The organism is Kocuria sp. ZOR0020, assembly GCF_000800955.1.
In the GTDB taxonomy this organism is placed as follows: domain Bacteria; phylum Actinomycetota; class Actinomycetes; order Actinomycetales; family Micrococcaceae; genus Kocuria; species Kocuria subflava.
In genome coordinates this window covers 1-18503 of the sequence record NZ_JROX01000054.1, presented here as the reverse complement: position 1 = coordinate 18503, position 18503 = coordinate 1, and the positions used below count along the sequence as shown (strand labels likewise).

The 18503-nt window shown below is 64.4% G+C and carries 18 protein-coding genes and 1 tRNA gene; 5 read left to right on the top strand and 14 right to left on the bottom strand.

The features are described 5' to 3' along the window. Window positions 1–23 precede the first annotated feature (23 nt). On the bottom strand, window positions 24–662 hold the full coding sequence (locus L979_RS16645) for an HAD-IC family P-type ATPase (protein WP_047689464.1): 639 nt from the start codon (window positions 660–662) through the stop codon (window positions 24–26). On the opposite strand from L979_RS16645, the gene L979_RS16640 reads away from it, so the two are divergent. Next, complete coding sequence (locus L979_RS16640; protein WP_231559382.1) at window positions 609–989, top strand: hypothetical protein; 381 nt, start codon at window positions 609–611, stop codon at window positions 987–989. The genes L979_RS16645 and L979_RS16640 overlap by 54 nt on opposite strands. A gap of 57 nt (window positions 990–1046) precedes the next feature. Here the strand turns inward: L979_RS16640 and L979_RS14360 are convergent, their stop codons facing one another. The 6 genes from L979_RS14360 to L979_RS03885 all read right to left on the bottom strand — a co-directional run bounded on the left by L979_RS14360 (window position 1047) and on the right by L979_RS03885 (window position 8651). Then, window positions 1047–1556, bottom strand: coding sequence for a hypothetical protein (locus L979_RS14360; RefSeq protein WP_156125376.1), 510 nt, complete (start codon window positions 1554–1556; stop codon window positions 1047–1049). A gap of 104 nt (window positions 1557–1660) precedes the next feature. Continuing rightward, a complete protein-coding gene (locus L979_RS03905) occupies window positions 1661–2767 on the bottom strand; it encodes a site-specific integrase (protein ID WP_081993734.1) in 1107 nt (368 codons plus the stop codon). A gap of 88 nt (window positions 2768–2855) precedes the next feature. Further along, a tRNA-Ser gene (locus tag L979_RS03900) sits at window positions 2856–2944 on the bottom strand. Between the two features lie 84 nt (window positions 2945–3028). Continuing rightward, window positions 3029–5206, bottom strand: a complete 2178-nt coding sequence (locus tag L979_RS03895; RefSeq protein WP_047689459.1) for an ATP-dependent DNA helicase RecQ — start codon at window positions 5204–5206, stop codon at window positions 3029–3031. Window positions 5207–5782: 576 nt separating this feature from the next. Next, a complete protein-coding gene (locus L979_RS03890; protein WP_052209447.1) occupies window positions 5783–7885 on the bottom strand; it encodes an acyltransferase family protein in 2103 nt (700 codons plus the stop codon). A gap of 187 nt (window positions 7886–8072) precedes the next feature. Next, entirely contained in the window at window positions 8073–8651 is a 579-nt protein-coding gene (locus L979_RS03885) for a TetR/AcrR family transcriptional regulator (RefSeq protein ID WP_047689484.1), read from the bottom strand. 109 nt (window positions 8652–8760) lie between these two features. Here L979_RS03885 and L979_RS03880 point away from each other — a divergent pair, with 109 nt between their 5' ends. The 4 genes from L979_RS03880 to L979_RS17050 all read left to right on the top strand — a co-directional run bounded on the left by L979_RS03880 (window position 8761) and on the right by L979_RS17050 (window position 11737). After that, window positions 8761–9150 carry a DUF1304 domain-containing protein gene (locus L979_RS03880; protein WP_047689457.1) on the top strand — a complete coding sequence of 130 codons (390 nt, stop codon included), beginning with the start codon at window positions 8761–8763 and terminating at the stop codon, window positions 9148–9150. A 116-nt stretch (window positions 9151–9266) separates the two neighbouring features. Beyond that, window positions 9267–10280, top strand: a complete 1014-nt coding sequence (locus tag L979_RS03875) for an NADP-dependent oxidoreductase (protein ID WP_047689454.1) — start codon at window positions 9267–9269, stop codon at window positions 10278–10280. Window positions 10281–10310: 30 nt separating this feature from the next. Then, the gene (locus L979_RS17055) at window positions 10311–11042 is read left to right on the top strand and encodes an oligopeptide:H+ symporter (RefSeq protein WP_369792967.1); all 732 of its coding nucleotides are present in this window, start codon (window positions 10311–10313) and stop codon (window positions 11040–11042) included. After that, a complete protein-coding gene (locus L979_RS17050) occupies window positions 10973–11737 on the top strand; it encodes a peptide MFS transporter (protein ID WP_369792966.1) in 765 nt (254 codons plus the stop codon). Before L979_RS17055 ends, L979_RS17050 begins: the two co-directional genes overlap by 70 nt. Window positions 11738–11749: 12 nt before the next feature. Here the strand turns inward: L979_RS17050 and L979_RS03865 are convergent, their stop codons facing one another. From L979_RS03865 to L979_RS03835, 7 genes are all read right to left on the bottom strand, one after another. Beyond that, complete coding sequence (locus L979_RS03865) at window positions 11750–12199, bottom strand: hypothetical protein (protein WP_156125374.1); 450 nt, start codon at window positions 12197–12199, stop codon at window positions 11750–11752. A gap of 63 nt (window positions 12200–12262) precedes the next feature. Further along, the gene (locus L979_RS03860; RefSeq protein ID WP_047689450.1) at window positions 12263–12901 is read right to left on the bottom strand and encodes a thioredoxin domain-containing protein; all 639 of its coding nucleotides are present in this window, start codon (window positions 12899–12901) and stop codon (window positions 12263–12265) included. A 119-nt stretch (window positions 12902–13020) separates the two neighbouring features. Further along, on the bottom strand, window positions 13021–13524 hold the full coding sequence (locus L979_RS03855; RefSeq protein ID WP_047689448.1) for an asparaginase domain-containing protein: 504 nt from the start codon (window positions 13522–13524) through the stop codon (window positions 13021–13023). A gap of 160 nt (window positions 13525–13684) precedes the next feature. Beyond that, on the bottom strand, window positions 13685–14023 hold the full coding sequence (locus L979_RS03850) for a DUF2200 domain-containing protein (protein WP_047689446.1): 339 nt from the start codon (window positions 14021–14023) through the stop codon (window positions 13685–13687). A gap of 58 nt (window positions 14024–14081) precedes the next feature. Further along, entirely contained in the window at window positions 14082–15011 is a 930-nt protein-coding gene (gene purU, locus L979_RS03845) for a formyltetrahydrofolate deformylase (protein ID WP_081993728.1), read from the bottom strand. Window positions 15012–15100: 89 nt separating this feature from the next. Continuing rightward, a complete protein-coding gene (locus L979_RS03840; protein ID WP_047689479.1) occupies window positions 15101–15781 on the bottom strand; it encodes a sarcosine oxidase subunit gamma in 681 nt (226 codons plus the stop codon). Then, window positions 15774–18503 (bottom strand): sarcosine oxidase subunit alpha family protein (locus L979_RS03835; RefSeq protein WP_047689443.1); only part of this gene is annotated, 2730 nt, incomplete at its 5' end. The genes L979_RS03840 and L979_RS03835, both read right to left, overlap by 8 nt.

Below are 18503 nucleotides of genomic sequence, written 5' to 3'. Positions count from 1 at the left end.
GACCACACCGGTGGCGGCGGTGATCAGGATTTCGTTGAGCTGAAGGTCGGAGGTTCCAAAGGCCAGTAGAAAACCCCCATGGTGGCACCTCTGATCACTACGGAGGCCACCGCAATCTGAATCGCGTGACGCAACCGGACAATGGACTCCTTGGCCGCGGCCGGTTTGCGGTTCACGATGCCGTCCTCAGCAGGCTCGAATGCGAACGCGAACGCCAGGGTCACGCCGGTGACCATGTTGACCCACAGGATCTGCAGGGGTGTCAACGGCAGGGTCCAACCCAGGAACATGGCAAAGAGGATCACCAAGGACTGCGCACCGTTGGTGGGCAGCAGGAACACGATCGCTTTGCACAGGTTGTCGTAGATCCGCCGACCTTCTTCCACCGCGGTCTCGATGGTGGAGAAGTTGTCGTCCCCCAGCACCGCCTCCGCGGACTCCTTGGTGACCTCCGTGCCCTTGATGCCCATGGCCACACCCTCATCCGCGCGGCGTAGGGCGGGGGCGTCGTTCACCCCGTCACCGGTCATGGCCACCACTTCCCCGCGGGACTGCAGGGCCTTGACCAGACGCAGTTTGTGCTCCGGGCTGGTGCGGGCGAACACGTTGTGTTTGCGGGCCAGCTCGGCCAGTTCGTCGTCGTCGGCCTGTTCGAGTTCCACACCGGTGACGGCACCGGCGCCGTGGTCACGCTGCTCTCCGCCGTGGGCGCATTGATTGGCGGCAAGATGTCTCCCACGGCCCAGGGCGACCCGGCCTACGCCGCAGCAGCAGTGGAGCAGGTGCAGCTGATCGCGGAGCGTCTGGCGGCGGTCCAGGCGACCGGCCCTGTGGAGTACGCCCCGTTTGCTGGTGAGGAGCCCGTAGCTGAACCCGTAACCGATGACGAACCGGGCACCAGTGCGGAGCCCGCGGATACTGGCGGTGTGTGGGCGCAGCTCGGACACCCCGAACTCGACACAACCACCGAGGACACCACTGACCGGTGACCCTATGAGAAGCGCCCCACTCTTAACTGGGTGGGGCGCTTTTCGTCGTGTCTGGGCTCAGAAGAGGGGCTGGGTGCAGATGGCGATGGCTGCGGAACCGGTGGCGGTCTTTTCTTCGACGACTTCACCGTTGACGGTGACCTTGCAGGTCACTTCCGCGCTGTCATCCATGGACATGTCTTGAACGGAGACGCTGTAGGTCTCGTCACCGGGTTCGGTGATTTCGTGGGACCAGTCGCCGGTGATGTCGGCGGTGCTGGATGTGCCCAACGGGCCGTAGTGGACGCTGGCTGTGGAGCTTGTGGTGGTGGCTTCCAGCAGGACTGTGTCTCCGTCATCAACGGCGACGGGCGTGCCGGTGGTTTCAGCGGTTTCGCCGTCGCCGGTGGCCGGCGCTTCTTGCGTGGTGCCACCGCTGGTGTTGTCGTTGCCGGACATGGCAGCGATGCCGAGGATGACACCGCATCCGCCCAGGAAAAGCACGGCCAGTGCTACGAGTGCGAGGCAACCAATTTTCCAGGGGTTGCGGGGCTTCTTCTGAGGCTGAGGAGGGTAGGGGGTGCTCATGGCGGGGACCTTTCGGGGAGTGTGGAGTGGGGGACGTGCTGCTGGTCAGCTACTGGGCAGTATATGAAACCTCGTCAGCCCGACGACGGAGGATCCGGATTGTGTCAGTCGAGTGCTGCGGCTGCAGCAGCGTCCGCGTCGTCGGCCAAGTGACCGTAGAGGTCGCTCGTTGTCTGGATCGATTCGTGCCCCAGGCGCCGCTGGATGACAGTCAGGGGCACACCAGCAGCGATGAGCCACAACGCATGGGTATGCCGTAGATCGTGAATCCTCGGTCGCGCCCGTAGCTGGTCCTCCACAGCATCCAAGGTCGGCTGCCAGGCAAGACGGTGAAAGTCCCGGTTACGCAGAGCCCGCCCTTTGGGATCAGTGAAGAGCAGGTCACGGGGCTTGAGGTCGCGCTCGCGGATCATCTGGTCCAGGAGTGCGCTGGTGTGTCCAGGTAGTGCGACGGTCCTACGCCCGCGGCGTGTTTTCGGTGGGCCGATGACCCAGCCCTCTGGTGTGTCTTTCCATGCTTTGACGATGGACATGGTGGCCCGCGGGGAGCCGCTGTGGTCGGTGATTGTGAGGTCTCGGACTTCGCAGGCGGTTGCTTCGCTGAACCGGGCACCGGAGTTGAAGAGCGTGTCCACGAATGGCTGGTGCCAATCCGGTGTGGCGTTGGTGATTATCGTGGCCTCGCCTGCGGTGCAGAAAACGGGCTCCCGCGTGGCCCTGATACCGGACGGTGCGATGCCCTTGGAGACGTTGGCGGGGATGATGCCGTCTCGGACCGCACTATTGAGGGCCGCGCTGAGAATGGAGTGAGTGTTCTTCTTCGTCTTGGCAGACACCTGCAGGGAGTTCATCCACTGGGCAACGTCGTGACGGGTGAGCGTGTCTACAGGGATGCTGCCCAGCGCGGGGGTGATGTGCCTGGCAGCCACGCGTTCGTACTTGGCGCGGGTGTCTGGCCCTACGGCTGTGAGCATGTTGATGTGCAGGGCGATGATTTCGGCCACGGTGGGCGCGGTGGACCGTAGCTTGGAAGCGGCTTGGGCTGCCAAGGAAAAGCTCTGCTCGTTGGCATTCAGGAAGCCTCGCAGCTCTCGGGCATCCGCCTCGGTGGGTAGCGCCCGGGAGGTCTGACGCCCGGTGTCGGCATCACGCCACAGCACTGCCCACACCACACTCCCGTCCTTGCGCGGGCGTCGTCGGATGCTGGCCATGCCATGAATCGTAGGCCTCGTGTCAACGAAAACGGCCCCGGTGTCAACACCGGGGCCGTTCCACCACCTCCGACAAGGCGGGATACTGCGGAGACGGGGGGATTTGAACCCCCGGCCCAACTTTCGCCGGGCCCTTCATTAGCAGTGAAGTCCATTCGGCCGCTCTGGCACGTCTCCCCGCTGTTCAAGGATGAGACCAAAGTCAATCCGGGTGAACAGCATGAATCATGGTAGTCGGAGCCCATGATCCCGGTCAAAAACTCACCCCCGGGAAGCCAGTACAAATGGCAGGACGGCGGCGGCGCCGGCCAACCGTAGTTCACGGGCGGCCACCGTCAGGGACCATCGGCTGTCCACCAAGTCATCCACCAGCAGCACAGGTGCGCCGTTCATGTTGTCCAAGGCTGTCTGCAACTGTGGAGTGATCTGGAACTTCTGCCACACGGAGGCCAACTGGTAAGCCCCGTTGCCTCCGGCACCACCGGGATGTCCGGGCGCCAAGGCCAGCTCACCCAGATAGGGCAGCCGCCCCGCACCGGCCAATCCCATGGCCAGGGATTGCACCAGTTGCGGGCGGTGGACGGAGGGCATGGACACGATCCCCGCCGGTCGCCCGGCACCACTCCAGCCGTCGTGAGCCCATTGGGCCAGGACTTCCACGCAGGCCCGTCCGAGCTCCTGGTCCACGGGTTGATCCACGGGCGCACCCTGGGCGTCCGTGTGGAAAATCTCTCGCAGCCGGTTGCCCCACCCAAGATCCGTGAGTCGCGCAACCGCCCGGCCCGCCGCAGCCCGTTCGCCCGGGGCAATGTTGCCCTTGAGTGGCACCCCCAGCCGCTGCAGCCCAACCGGCCACTGCGCCCGTGGATCTATTTCCACACTAACACGCTTGAGGGTGGCGGTGGCGTTCTCCGCCGCCTGCTGGCTGACGTGGGTGGGATACCAGGCTCCCGCGCAGTTGTCGCAGCGCCCGCAAGGGGCGGCTTGGGGGTCATCCAGCTGTTCCACCAGCATCTGCATGCGGCACGTGGACTTGTTTTCGTAATCCAGCATGGCGTTCTGCTCGTTGATCCGGGCCTGATGAATCCGCTGATACCGGGGGGCGTCGTAATGCCAGGCCGCACCGGTGACCTGCCAACCACCCTGAACCTGCTCAACGGCGCCCTCGACCGCCAGAACCCGCAGCAACATGTTCAGCGGCGAGCGTTTGATGTCCACACGCGCCTCCAGCGCCCCAACACTCAAGGGCGCCTGCGCTTCACCCAGTTCCCGTAGCACGGCCCGAGCTTTGGCCTCCGTGGGCATGGAGGCAGTGGCAAAGTACTCCCAGATTTCACGGTCCTCCATGCCCGGCAACAGCAGCACGTCCGCGCGCTCCGTGGCACGTCCGGCGCGTCCCACCTGCTGGTAGTACGCCACAGGTGATGAGGGCGCCCCCATGTGCACCACAAAGCCCAGGTCCGGTTTGTCAAAACCCATGCCCAGAGCGGAGGTGGCCACCAGGGCCTTGACTTGGTTGTCCTTCAACGCGGATTCCAAGCGCTCCCGGTCTGCCGGATCCGTGCGTCCGGTGTAGGCCTCCACGTTGTATCCGGCTTCCCGCAGGGCATGGGCGGTATCCTCCGCCGCGCTGATGGTCAGTGCATACACAATCCCTGAGCCCTCCAAGGAGCCCAGGTGCTCCAACAACCAAGCCAACCGCACCGTGTTGGACGGCAAGCGCAGCACCCCCAGGCGCAGGGATGCCCGGGCCAGGGGACCCCGCAAGGTCATCACGGGCTCTCGCCCGCTCTCCACCAGCCCAACTCCCAACTGCTCCTGGACATCGTGAACCACACGCTGATTGGCCGTTGCCGTGGTGGCCAGCACCGGCACGGTGGGAGGCAGCTGGCGGATCAGGTCCTTGATGCGGCGGTAATCCGGGCGGAAATCATGCCCCCAGTCAGAGATGCAGTGGGCCTCGTCAACCACCAACAACCCCATGCGATTCACCAGCTGCGGCAACTGTTCTTCACGGAAGCGAGCGTTGTTCAAGCGTTCCGGGGAGATCAGCAGAACATCCACTTCATCCCGGTCCAGCTGTCCAAGGACCTGAGACCATTCGGTGGCGTTGGCCGAGCTGATGGACGCTGCGCAGACACCTGCCCGGGAGGCGGCTGCCACTTGGTCCCGCATGAGTGCCAGCAGAGGAGACACAATCAGCGTGGGCCCACGGCCACGGGCGCGCAACAACAGGGAGGCAATGAAGTACACGGCGGACTTGCCCCAACCGGTGCGCTGCACCACCAGGGCGCGGCGACTGTTCTCCACCAGCGCCTCAATCGCCTCGAACTGGCCCGGGTGGAAGTGCGCATCTGCGCGCCCTGTCAGGGCGTGCAGCAGGTCCACGGCCTGTTGATGAAGACCGGAGGTGGCGGGGGTGTTGTCCGAGGCAGCCATGCGAACAGTCTGGCAAGAGCCACGGACAACACAACCAAGAATTCAGCCCCTGTGGACAACACCCACGGCGGTGAGAAAAACGCGGTCCAAGCATGGCGTAGGGGTTGGGATCAGCCCCCCGACCGATCCCAACCCCGTCAACCCGCCGTCTCTCCCCAGATTCGGCGAGCCATGCGCCGCGCCGGCACCCCCCGATGCTCGGCACGTCGAGGCTCAGTCATGGAATGCCAACCGATGGTGAAGCCACCGGGAGGACTTCAAGCATGGCGCTGAGCCGTTGCATGAAATCGTGTCAGATCACCGCAGCTGTGGCATCCGCGGCATTGACCGCCTCTGTGAGGGCATTGCCGGTGGGTGACATCGGTTGATTCGCGCTCTGACGGCGGGTTTCAGGGGAGATCGGCACATCCTGACCCGCACATCGCGGGGAGACCCGCCCCCTAAATAGGGACGGCTTCCACCAGCATCCACCCCTGTTCAGCCCACGTCAGCAACCGCGCACGACGTCGCATTAACGTCATGAAGCGTCACGAAAAGGCCATGTCAGACCACGATGCCGCATACATACGGCTGTGTTCACCAGTGGAGGACTTCCTTCAACCGTTCTTCAAGCACCGGTGCTGTGGTCATACCGAAGGTCTTGGTGATGTGGTCCAGGTCCCGGTAGACCATCACGTTGCCCACCACAGGACCGCAGCGGTCATCCGGGCAGTAGAGATCGGTCAGATCCACCAACGGAACCTCTGGATTCTGGTGATGGAACTCGTCCACCACGTCAGATCCACCCAGGGCATCTTCCACGGAGTCGGAGCACAGCGGACTGTTCTCCCCGTAGAGATCCACGCATTCGTACATGTCCCGCTCCCAGCGCGGGTTGTCCCGAACGCTGACCACGGCAATCCCTGCGTCCTTGAACGGCTGGACACCCTGGTTCCAGTGGGCCACCACTTCCTCACGGTCACCGTCCGCCAGGGAACGCGTCCCCTGCGCAATCACGGCATCCGGCTTCAGCTCAAGGACAGCTTCCCGTGCGGAGTTGTTGAACGCGTTGCATTCATGCGTGTAGTCCGGATTCTCCCCCGCGTAGCGGCATGCGGGGTAGAGGTAGCTGACCACCCGCCAGTTGTTGCGGTCGGCAATCACCTTCATGGGTTCGGAGAGCTGTTTGGCGTGGGAGTCCCCCAGCATCACCACGGTGCGCTCAGGCTCAACCGGTGCAGTCACCGCATCCGCTCCATCAGCCGCCGCATCCGCGGTGGGTTCATAGACGTAACACTCGCCGGAGTCCTCAAAGCCCTTGGGCAACTGGTCCTCCGTGCACTTGGGTCCGGGGTTGCCCCATTCGGCATCCACCTCCGACCACATGGGAATCGGCTCAAGACCGGGGAGATCGGCGTCGTCGTAGGTCCCGGCAGCAATGGCGGCGCCGGGATAGTTCTGGTCATTGCGTTCGTACATGGCCTGGGTGCGGGCGCGATTGTCCGTCCAGGCCTGGGCTGCGGTGACCGGCAGCGCCACCACGCCCACGATCGCCACCAACCGGACCAGCTCCCGCCGGGTGGAAGCGCGTTGCTTGGCCGACCGTGGCCGGGTCACGTAGGTGACCATCTGCTCTGTGGCCAGGGACAACAGGATGGAGGCGGCAATGATCCCCAGCCCCACACTCACCGGTACGGTGTCCTGCCCGGTGCGCAGCAGATACGTGATCATCAGGGGCCAGTGCCACAGGTAGATCCCGTAGGACCGGTCCCCCACCCAGGTCAGCCACGGCGCACGCAACGCGCCGTGCACTCCGCGCCGGCCACCGTGGTCCTTGACCACCAGAATCAGCACGGCACCCAGCGTGGGAACCAACGCGATCCACCCCGGGAACAGCGCCCCCGGCCCGGCCACAAAACCCGTGGCCACCACAGCGACGACGCCGCCCCACCCCAGCCACAAAGCCACCGTGCGGGGAATGGGCCCGGTGATGAGCAGTGCAGCCAGGGCACCCAGGGCGAACTCCCAGAGGCGCAGGCGGGTGTCGAAATAGGCTGGTGCGGGATTCACGTGAGTGGTGAACACGGAGGCAGCCAGGGACAGAGCAAACACCAGGCCGAAAACACCAATGGCCACGGTGCGAAACCGCAGTCTGCAGACCTTGGCTATCAGTGCAGCCAAGGCAATCAGGACCGGGAAGAGCACAAAGATCTGCCCTTGCACCGCCAAGGACCACATGTGTTGAACGGGGCTGGACGTGACTCCTCCGCCTGCGTAGTAGTCCACGGAGTGACTGGCCAGGTTCCAGTTCAGTCGGTAGGTGGCGGCAGCAAGGAGCTGTTCCCACAAGCTCTCCCACCGCGAGCGCGGATAGAAGGCGAGGGCCAGACCCAGCACACTGAGCAACACAACCCCCACCGGCAGCAGCAGCCGCACAAAGGTCCGGGACCAGTAGTGCAGCAAACGCAGCGGTGTGCCGGTCTCCACTTTGCGGGCGAAGGAGAGGGTCAGCAGGTAGGCGGAGACCACGAAAAAGACGTCCACGCCGCCGGAGACGCCGCTGCCCCAGAGGTGAAAGGCCACCACCAGCAGCACTGCCAGCCCGCGCAGCCCCTGGATCTCTGGACGCCGGGATGCAGGAGATCCCGCGCGCCCGGCCGTGGAACCCGCAACGGGCGCCGGGGCGGCGGAGCCGGGCACAGGTGGGTCCTGAGGCAGACCGGTGGGTGCTGTGGAAGTGATGTGCGTGCTGATGTCGAGTCCTCAAACATGCTGGGGAAGCGATGACCAGCCCCGCACTTTACAGATGTGAATCACACGTGGGAAGAGGTGCCGCCCGGGAGGTTTCTCACGCGGCAACTCCCTTGACAGCACATTTGTTGCAAGCTCAGGTGTTGAGCAGTTCCAGGGCAGTGTCCAGGCTGCGCCCTGCAGCTTCCGCGTTGATCCTGGCCAGAGCCAGCGCGGCCACGATCTGCCCCACGCAGGCCTGAGCGCGGCGCTCAACTTCCCCTTGGGTCAGATCCGGCCGGTGGGCCGCCACCCCACGGGTCACACCTGTCAGCAATTCCTGCCGGTAGGCGTCCACGGTGGCTTGTGTGACTTTGTCATGTCCCAGCGTGGACCCGGCGGTGTTGATCAGCAAGCAGCCATTGCGTGCGGACATGGACTGGGCGTCCAGCAGTGCCGTGCGTAGGTTCTGGACGTAGGAGGTGACCGCACCCGGCGGCACGGGGTCTTGCATCAGCACCGCCAACCGCGGCCGGACCACCTCTACCAGGTAACTCTCCACGGCGGCGTCAAACAGTCCACGTTTGCTGCCAAAGGTGTTGTAGAGGCTGGAGCGGTTCAGTCCCGTGACGGCCTCCAGCTCCGGCAGGGAGGCCCCTTCATATCCGCGTTCCCAGAAGAGCTGCCGTGCTGCTGTGACCACCGCACGTTGGTCAAAACCTCGGTGACGTCCCATGATCTTGGCCTCACTTTCCGTCACAAGGGCTTGCTGATGGGTGAGATCAGCATATATTGAACCGAGCAGTTCAAAATAATGTGTTCCCCTCTGTGACGAAAGCAGCACCATGATCACCCTCGGCCTGATCCTGGCCACCTTGGCCGCCCTGATCCACGTCTACATCTTCTACCTGGAGTCCATCGCCTGGACCGGCCCGGCCGCCCGCAAGGTCTTTGGTCTGAGCTCCCCGGAACTCGCCGAGTCCACCAAGGGCCTGGCCTTCAACCAGGGTTTCTACAACCTGTTCCTGGCCATCGAGATCTTCTTGGGCCTGATCTTCTGGATCGCCGGTTGGCACGCCGTGGGCGCCACCCTGGTCCTGGTGGGCGCCGGATCCATGGTGGCTGCAGGCCTGGCGCTGCTGCTCTCCGACCGCACCAAGACCTCCGCCGCACTCAAGCAGCTCACCCTGCCCGCCTTGGGCATCCTGGCACTGGTGATCGGCCTTCTCCTGTGACCTGCGCCTGAACAACACGACGACGGCGCGTGGGCGCGGCGTCGTCGTGCGGCTCACCTGATGCGGTGAACCCACCCCCTTGACCCGAACCCCGCGTGACCTGAAAGGCTTCACTCATGTCCAACGTCATCAGCCATCAGATTCAACTGGTCAACCGTCCCACCGGGTGGCCCACACCGGAGGACTTCCGCACCGTGGAGGTCAGCTACGGGGAGCTGCCCATGGGGCATGTTCGTGTGGTCAATGAGTTCATTTCCGTGGACCCGTACATGCGCGGGCGGATGAACGACACCAAGAGCTACATCCCGCCCTTTGAGCTCGGGGCAACCATGACTGGTGGTGCCGTGGGGCGCGTGGTGGAATCCACCGCTTCCGAGGTGCCCGTGGACTCCGTGGTCCTGCACCAGTACGGCTGGCGGGACGTGGTCCAGGAAGAGGCCGCCGGGTTCCGGATCGTCCAGGAGATCCCCGGCGTCCCGCTCTCCGCCTACCTGGGCGTGCTGGGCATGACCGGGCTGACCGCCTATGTGGGGCTGACCCGGATCGCGCCGGTGGCAGAAGGTGACACCGTGTTCATCTCCGGTGCCGCAGGCGCAGTGGGCAGCACCGCCGGTCAGATCGCCCGCCTGCTGGGTGCTGACCGCGTGATCGGTTCCGCAGGCTCTGACGAAAAGGTGGCAGTACTGACCGAACGGTTCGGATACACCGCTGCCTTCAACTACAAGTCAGCTCCCGTGCGCACTCAGCTGCCACAGGAGGCACCGCAGGGCATTGACGTTTACTTTGACAACGTGGGCGGGGATCACCTGGAAGCCGCCCTGGACGTGCTCAACCGCCAAGGCCGTGTGGCCCTGTGCGGCGCCATCTCCGCCTACAACTCGGAGCAGACCGAGCCCGGTCCGGACAACATGGCCAACATCATCAAACAGGGCCTGTCCCTGCGGGGCTTCACCCTGGGGGACCACATGGACCTGGCCTCTGAGTTTAACCAGCGCATGAGCACCTGGTTCTCCAACGGCCAGATCACCTACGACGAAACCGTGGTGGACGGTCTGGAGAACACCGTGGAGGCCTTCCTGGACATGATGCGCGGGGCCAACACCGGCAAAATGGTGGTCCGCACGGCCTGATCAGGGGTCCTTGGCCCCACGGTGGGGGGCTTGGGAGGTGCAGGAATCGCCCGGGCAACTGAACGCATCTCCAGCATCACGGTCGGCGAGGATTTGACCACCCACCAACACGAATCCACCAAACAGTGCCTGGGACAACCCAGGATGCTGGCCTCCCTGTTCTCCGTGGAGCTCTGGGAGCGGTTCTCCTTCTACGGCATGCAGGGCATCATCATGCTCTACATGTACTACCAGACCACTGACGGCGGTCTGGGCATGGATCAAAGCGTTGCCGCAGGCATTGTGGGCGCCTACGGCGGAACCGTGTACTTGTGCACCATCTTGGGTGCCTGGATCGCGGACCGGCTGATCGGTTCGGAACGCGCCATGTTCGCCAATGCCGTGCTCATCATGGCCGGTCACGTGGCACTGTCCGTTCTACCCGGATACGCAGGACTGGCCACTGGCCTGCTGCTCATTGCAGTGGGCTCCGGTGGGCTGAAGGCCAACATCGGCGGCCTGATGGGCCCGTTGCTCACCGGCTGGGTCCAGCAGCAGTGGGGCTTCCACGTGGGCTTTGCGTTGGCTGCCATCGGCATGGCGGTGGGTCTGACGCAGTACGTGGTGAGTCGTCGTCGTTTGCCGCGTGACGTCCACCAGATCCCAACCCGCTGCCACGCTCCCACTACCCACAGTGGATCATCATTGCGCTGGTGGCCCTGGCTGCGATTGTGGTGGCGGTGCTGCTGGGCTGGTTGCACCCGGGCAACCTTGCCGATGTGATCGTGGTGGCCATTGTGATCACCGCCGTGGCACTGTTTGTGCTGCTTCTGACCAGCAAGAAGATCAGCTCGGACGAACGTTCCCGGGTGGTGGCCTTCATCCCCATGTTCGTGGGTTCGGCTGCGTTCTTTGCACTGTTCCAGCAGCAGTTCACCGTGATCACCATTTATTCGGATGAACGGCTCAACCGCATGCTGGGCACCTGGGAGATCCCGGTGCCGTGGGTGCAGTCCTTCAACCCTGCGTTCATCATCCTGCTGGCACCGGTCTTTGCGGCCCTGTGGACCAAGCTCGGCAACCGTCAGCCGGCCACCCCCGCCAAGTTCGGCCTGGGCATCATTCTGATGGGCGCTGCCTTCCTGGTGTTCCTGAGTCAGGTCAACGTGGCCTCCGTGGCCGTGATGTGGGTGGCACTGATCATGCTCATGGCCACCATGGGCGAACTCCTGCTCTCCCCGGTGGGATTGTCCGTGTCCACCAAGCTGGCGCCGCGGGCCTACCCGGTCATGATGGTGTCCTTGAACTACCTGTCCGTGGCCCTGGGCACCGCCCTGCCCGGATCGCTGGCCCAGTTCTACAGTGCACAGAACGAGGCCCTCTATTTCGGCAGCCTGGGTGCTGTGACCATTGGCATCGGCGTGGTCATCCTGATCCTGGCACGTCCCATCACCAAGGCCATGCGCGGAGTGCGGTGACCCCTGCCCGGATCAGGTGTCCTTGGACCTGCGTTCCACGGCATCCAGGGCCAAACACACTACGACGACGCCCGCAGCCATCCACCGCCGCGGATGCCGGGCTCCTGCGCGAGCCACCAAGTTCCTGATGCCTCGATCAATCGGGAAAGATGCCGCACCAGCAGCCGCCGTACCCAATCCCACAGCTCCCGCCACCAGTGCGATGGCACGGGGGCTGGGTGCGGCGTCGTGATGATGTGAAACAGAGCCTGCGGAGCCCTGCGGATCCGGAGAGACCTGGGAAGCAACGTGGGTCTCCGAGCGGTGGGAGGTGGCCATTTGACAGGCCACATATGCGGCGGCGGCTGCAGCCGGGACCACTACGTAGGCAGTGCGCACGCCCGCGGGCCAGTCCTCCGGATCCAGCAGCGTGAACGCGCCGCTGGCAGCGGTCAAACCAAGAGATGTGACTAGTGAACTCATGGTTCAACCATAAGTAGGTGTGGCGTGACGCACATCCTGCGGAAGGACGAATCGCGTCATCCTTCAGCTGTCAATGGCCTCCTGGATCAAGGCGTGCATGTCATCCATGGTCTCCGGGTGGATGCGCTGCCCGTCCAGGAAGAACGACGGCGTGGTGCTGACTCCCAGCGCTTCTGCATCCAACTGATTCTGGGCAATGCGCTCCACCGTTGCGGGGTCCTCGTAATCGGCACGGAACTGCTCCATGTCCAGATCCAGCTCCCGGGCGTAGTCAAAGAACGTCTCCTTCTGGGAGGAGTCGCTGCCACTCCACTGTCCGTGGTTCTGGAACAAGGTCTGGTACATGGACAGGAATTCACCTTGTTCGGCAGCAGCTTCAGCGGCTTGGGCAGCTCCCAAGGAGTTTCCGTGCATGGGCAGGTAGCGCACGGCAAAGGTGACCTGGTCCCCGTACTCCTCACGCAGTTGCTCCATGTAGGGGTACAGGTCCGCACACGCCGCGCATTCGAAATCCAGGACCTCCACAAGTTCGGCATCCGGCCCGTCAGACAGGGTCCGGGTGTCTTCCCGCAGGATCTGAGCATCCCCCGAGCCCTGGGGGCTGGATCCGCCACCTGTCATGAGTCCCACGGTGACCGCACCCAGCACCACCACCGCAGCCACGGTCAGCACGGTGATGGTCACTTTCAGGGCCCGTGTCATGGCGTCCTTTCCGGGACGGGTTCTGCAGCGCGGGGTCAGGTGCGTTCAGGCGTCTGGTGGCGCGTCATGCGTGGCCTGGAACCTCAGGCGTCTGGCGCCAACCAGGCATCTAGTGGCAGTCAGGCTTCAACGAACTGCCCGCGAGCGCGGTCCTTCACCACCGTACCTGCCGGGAAGATCCGTCCGCTCATGGCCAGGTAGATTCCCGGTTCCAAGAGTTGAACAGCCGCAAAGGCAGCCCCCAGGTTGAAGTGGGAGTCCGTGACCTTCAGGGAGGCAGGCTGCATGGCACCGGTGAACACAATCACCTTGTCCGCCAGGTTCTTGCCGTTGGCCTGCAGGTAGGCCGCAGTGTCAGTCATGGTGTCCGTGCCGTGGGTGATCACCACCAGGTTTTGCGTGAGTGCGTCCACGCGCTCCACCAGCACCTGACGGTCTTCATCCACAATGTCCAGGCTGTCCTTGCGCAGCACCGAATCCACGGTGACGGGCACGGTGGGCCGCACGATCTCCAGGATCTCTGTCGCAGCCGGGTCCCCGATCTTAAGCTCCCCCGCCAGGGAGTAGATCTTGTCAATGGTGCCGCCGGTGCTCAGCAGCGTGATGGTGGTGGATTCGCTCACGGTTGTCTCTTCCTGTCCAAACCAGTGCCCGGCTGGTGCCGTCCGGGCCGGAGACTGAGGATACCGGTCAGAGCCACAGACCCTTGAGCCGTAATCATGGGGGACGTACGGATTCAGCGTGGAATCCGTACGTCCCCCATGATTTGGTGCTCGGTTCGACTCAGCGCAGGATCTTCTCCATGGCCTTGCCGCGCGCCAGTTCATCCACCAGCTTGTCCAGGTAGCGGACCTTGCGCATCAGCGGGTCCTGGATCTCCTCCACTCGGACCCCGCAGATGACACCTGTGATCAGCTCCACGTTGGGGTGCAACTGGGCGTCGTCAAAGAACGCCGGGAAGGTGGTCTTCTCCGTGAGATGGCGGTCAAGGTCGGCGTCGTCGAACCCGGTGAGCCACTGGATCACCTGATGCAATTCGGCCGTGGTGCGGCCCTTCTTTTCAACCTTGGTGACGTAGTGCGGGTAGACGTCCGCGAACGCCATCTTCTCAATCCGGCTCATCCCAGCAGGATAGTCAGACCCGCAGGAAGGTCAGGCCAGCAGGAAAGTCAGGCACCGCTCAGTGCAGCACCACGGTGCGGTTGCCGCGTAGGATCACCCGGCCCTCACAGTGCCACTTGACGGCATCGGAGAGCGCCTTGCATTCGGTGTCCCGCCCGGCTGCCACCAGGTCCTCCGGCCCGTAGGCGTGGTTCACGTCCACCACCTGCTGGGCGATGATCGGCCCCTCGTCCAACTCGGCGTTGACGTAGTGGGCGGTGGCCCCCACGGTTTTGACGCCGCGGTCGTAGGCCTGGTGGTAGGGCTTGGCGCCCTTGAAGCTGGGCAGGAAGGAGTGGTGAATGTTGATCACCCGGCCTTCCATGCGCGTGGCCAGGGCGTCACTGAGCACCTGCATGTAACGGGCCAGCACCACCAGATCCACCTCAAAGCGGTCCACCAGTTCCAGCAGCTTGGATTCGGCCTCCGGCTTGGTGTCTGCGGTGACGGGCACGTGGAAGAACGGAGTTCCGTGCCATTCCACCAGGCGCTGGTGGTCCCGGTGATTGGACACCACGGCCACAATGTCCACCGGCAGTTCCCCGGTCCGGGCCCGGAACAGCAGATCGTTGAGGCAGTGACCGAACTTGGAGACCATCACCAGCACCCGCCGCTTGGCCCCGTGTTCCACCAGGTCCCAGCCCATGCCGAACCGCTCACCCAACTCCCCCAGGCTCTCCCGCAGGTGCTTGACGTCAACCCCGTCCGAGGACGACGGCGCCACGTGCACCCGCATGAAGAAATGCCCCTGCCTGCGGTCGTCGAACTGGGTGAGCTCCACGATGGTGTACCCGTGATCCAGCAGTACCCCGCTCACGGCGTGCACGATGCCGGATGCCTCAAGGCAGTCCAGGGTGAGCACCAGTTCCGCCCCGGAGGTGTCTTCAGTGCGCCCGGAGTTCTGGGCGGGTGCGGTGTCGCTGGTGGGGGTGGGCAACCCGTTGTCCATGGCGATCTCCTTGTCTGGATGATCCGGGTCCCAAGGACCCCGGTGCGTACTGACGGTGAATGAATGGGTGGAGCCTGCTGAGTGCAGGCTCAGGACACGGGAGTTGCCGTGAACTCGGTCATGGCATCCAGCAACCACTGGGCCACAAAGTGCGCGAACGAGGACCGTGGCATCAACCGCCAGGTGTCCTCATGGGTGCGCCACAACATGACCTGAACGGGTCCGAGCGTGGTGGACACTGCCGTGTTCACCGGGAAGGCCCGTGGGTGCAGATCCATGGGGCAGCCCTTTTCCAGAACGTCCCGCGCATGCGGCCCGGAGATCTCCAACGTGGTGCGGTTGGCGGAGAGATCCACCACCTGACCGGGTTGCCCGCTGTCCGCCATGGCTGCCACCAGCCGCACGGTGAGCGGGTGGGTGGAGATGGTGGGCAGGGCACCGTCCGGGCTTCCGTCCAGTCCGGGTGGGAGTTCCACGGCGTCCTCGGTGACCAGCAGGAACTCATCCGGTGACAACCACAGCACAGCGCTGTCTCCGACGGCTCCTGTGACTTCACCGTGGGCACTCGGCCAGCCCACACCGGTGATCCCTGCCAGGGTGGAAGCCACCGCTGAGTCGGGATCCACCCGGATCCCCACCATGTTCAAGAACGGGATCTCCCGGACCGTCACGGAGTCGCTGCCAGCACTGACCTGTTCCAAGGTCTCAGCCAGGTGGGCCAGTGGGCTGCGGCGCAGCCCGGCAAGATCGGTTCCAGTCTGCTCAACCATCACGGCGCTTCCCTTCGGGGTCGTAGAGCACGGGTTCGGCCAACACGACGTCGATCAGCTGGTCACCCTGCGGCACCTGCAAGGTTTCCCCGATCCGGGATCGGCCACTCTTGACCAGAGCCAGCCCGAACGTGCGGTTCAAGGCGGCGCTGCGGTAACTGGAGGTCACGTGGCCCTGCATGGGCACGGGTCCGTCCTGTGGGGTGATGGGGGTGCCGTGGTTGACCAGCTGGGCACCTTCCTCCAGGCGGATCTCCGTGTTCACGGGCAGCACGGCCACCAGTTGTTTGCGATCATCACCCAGAGCCAGCGGACGGTCATAAGACCGGCGGCCGATGAAGTCCTTGGTCTTGGACACCACCCAGTCCATGCCCAGATCTTGCGGGGTCACGGTGCCGTCCGTGTCCTGACCAACAATCGGGAAGGCCTTTTCTGCACGCAGCACGTGCATGGTCTCCGTGCCGTACGGGGTGATCCCGTACGGTGCACCGGCATCCGCCACAGCCTCCCACACGGCCATGCCGTACCAGGTGGGCACGTTGATTTCGTAAGCCAGCTCCCCGGAGAAGGAGATGCGGCAGACACGCGCCGGGATGCCGTTGGCCAACACGGTTTCCCGGAAGGCCATGAACGGGAACGCCTCCTGCGAGATGTCCAGATCCGGCACCAGTTGGGCCACCACCTCCCTGGACTTGGGCCCCACCACGGCCACGGCCGCCCACTGCTCCGTCACGGAGGTCATGGTCACATCCAGTTCAGGCCATTCGGTCTGGGACCACTCCTCCAGCCACTCCAGGACCTTGGCAGCCCCGCCGGTGGTGGTGGTCATCAGGTAGCGGTCCTCGTCGAGGCGCAAGGAGACGCCGTCGTCGAACACCATGCCGTCCGCCGAACACATGACGCCGTAGCGGGCCATGCCGGGCTTCAACTTCTTGAAAGCGTTGGTGTAGACCCGGTTGAGGAACTCCCCGGCGTCAGCACCACGGATCTCGATCTTGCCCAACGTGGTGACGTCCATGAAGCCCACGGATTCACGCACGGCCGCGCATTCGCGCAGCACGGCGGCATCCATGTCCTCCCCCGCCTGCGGGTAGTACCAGGGGCGCTTCCACTGCCCCACGTCCTCGAACTGTGCACCGTGCTCCACGTGCCAGGAGTGGATGGAGGTGGTGCGAGCGGGATCGTACAGATCCCCCAGACGCCGCCCCGCCAGTGCTGCAAAGCTCACCGGTGTGTAGGGGGCACGGTAGGTGGTGGTTCCCACCCCGCCCACGTTGGGATCGTTCAGCGCTGCGGCAATCACACCAATGGTGTTCACCCCGGAGGTCTTGCCCTGGTCGTTGGCTGTGGAGATAGAGGTGTAACGCTTGACGTGCTCCACCGAGCGCATCCCGGCGCCAATGGAACGCAGCACGTCAGCCACGGTCTGGTCCCGTTGGTGATCCACAAAGTGGTGGGAAAAGTCCTGCTCACCATCCCCTGGGGAGCCCATCAGCCACAGAGGACGAGTGGGGGCCATGGCGGTGAAGGTTTCGGATACCTGCGGCACGGGCTCAGCCTGGGAGCTCTCCCCACTGCCCTGGTACCCGGAGGCAGCGGCCTGCCGGCCAGCGTCAGCGCCTTCGGCCAGGCAACCCGCCAAGTCCAAGGTTCCGTTGCAGGCACCGGCCACGAATTGGTGGTCAACCGCTGCAGTCGGCACGTACCCGGCCAGGTCCTCATCCCAGGTCACCTTGCCCTGACGCTGGCTGTGCAGGTGCACCACCGGGGTCCAACCGCCGGAGACGGCCAACAGATCCGCTGCAATGTCCTGGGTGGAGCCGGTGGGCGCGGCGTCGTGGTCAATGGCGCTGACCGTCACACCGCTGAGCCTGCCACCCTCACCGTCACCGGAGGTGTCCACCACGGCACTTGCGCTCAGCACGCGCAGACCCGCACGTTCGGCAAGCTGCGCGGCTTCAGCACCGGGGGCAGTCCGGGAATCCACGACGGCGGCCACCGTCACCCCCGCTGCCACCAGATCGGCTGCCGTGACGTAAGCGGAATCGTTGGTGGTGGCCACAACCACCGTGTCACCGGCGGCCACACCGTAGCGATTCAGATAGGTGCGCACGGAACCGGCCAACATGATGCCGGGGCGGTCATTGTTGGAGAACACCAGGGGGCGTTCGTGCGCACCGGTGGCCAACACCACCCGAGCTGCGCGTACGTGCCAGATGCGCTCGCGGGAAACACCGGCGGCTGGAGCCTCCGGGAGGTGGTCCGTGCGACGTTGCACGGCAACCACGTAGTTGGAGTCATAGCTGCCGATGGCCGTGGTGCGCGGCAGCACGGTGACCTCCGGCTGCTGTTCAAGATCTGCCACGGTCTGGCGCACCCATTCCAAGGCGGGAGCACCGTTGATCTGCTCATCACGCGAGCTCAACAGGGACCCACCGGCCGTGGGTTGATCATCCATGACCAGCACGCGAGCGCCGGTGCTTGCGGCTTGTGCTGCCGCCGCCAGACCGGCAGGACCGGCGCCGATCACCAGGACGTCCGTGTGCACGTACTTGTGGTCGTAATAGGCCTTGTCCGTGGCGGGATCCAGCTGACCCAGACCACTCAAGTGCGTGGCGCTCAGACCCTCCACCAGCTCCACCGTGGTGGAGGGCAGCATGGATTCATCCACGTCAACGTCATGGCGGGCCGTGACTTTCAGCAGTGCGTTGGGCTCCTCCAC

Coding starts and splice junctions, on each gene's coding strand:
- L979_RS14360 (WP_156125376.1), bottom strand. CDS start 1,556: ATGAGCACCCCCTACCCTCCTCAGCCTCAGAAGAAGCCCCGCAACCCC.
- L979_RS03905 (WP_081993734.1), bottom strand. CDS start 2,767: ATGGCCAGCATCCGACGACGCCCGCGCAAGGACGGGAGTGTGGTGTGG.
- L979_RS03895 (WP_047689459.1), bottom strand. CDS start 5,206: ATGGCTGCCTCGGACAACACCCCCGCCACCTCCGGTCTTCATCAACAG.
- L979_RS03885 (WP_047689484.1), bottom strand. CDS start 8,651: ATGGGACGTCACCGAGGTTTTGACCAACGTGCGGTGGTCACAGCAGCA.
- L979_RS03880 (WP_047689457.1), top strand. CDS start 8,761: ATGATCACCCTCGGCCTGATCCTGGCCACCTTGGCCGCCCTGATCCAC.
- L979_RS03875 (WP_047689454.1), top strand. CDS start 9,267: ATGTCCAACGTCATCAGCCATCAGATTCAACTGGTCAACCGTCCCACC.
- L979_RS03865 (WP_156125374.1), bottom strand. CDS start 12,199: ATGAGTTCACTAGTCACATCTCTTGGTTTGACCGCTGCCAGCGGCGCG.
- L979_RS03860 (WP_047689450.1), bottom strand. CDS start 12,901: ATGACACGGGCCCTGAAAGTGACCATCACCGTGCTGACCGTGGCTGCG.
- L979_RS03850 (WP_047689446.1), bottom strand. CDS start 14,023: ATGAGCCGGATTGAGAAGATGGCGTTCGCGGACGTCTACCCGCACTAC.
- purU (WP_081993728.1), bottom strand. CDS start 15,011: ATGGACAACGGGTTGCCCACCCCCACCAGCGACACCGCACCCGCCCAG.
- L979_RS03840 (WP_047689479.1), bottom strand. CDS start 15,781: ATGGTTGAGCAGACTGGAACCGATCTTGCCGGGCTGCGCCGCAGCCCA.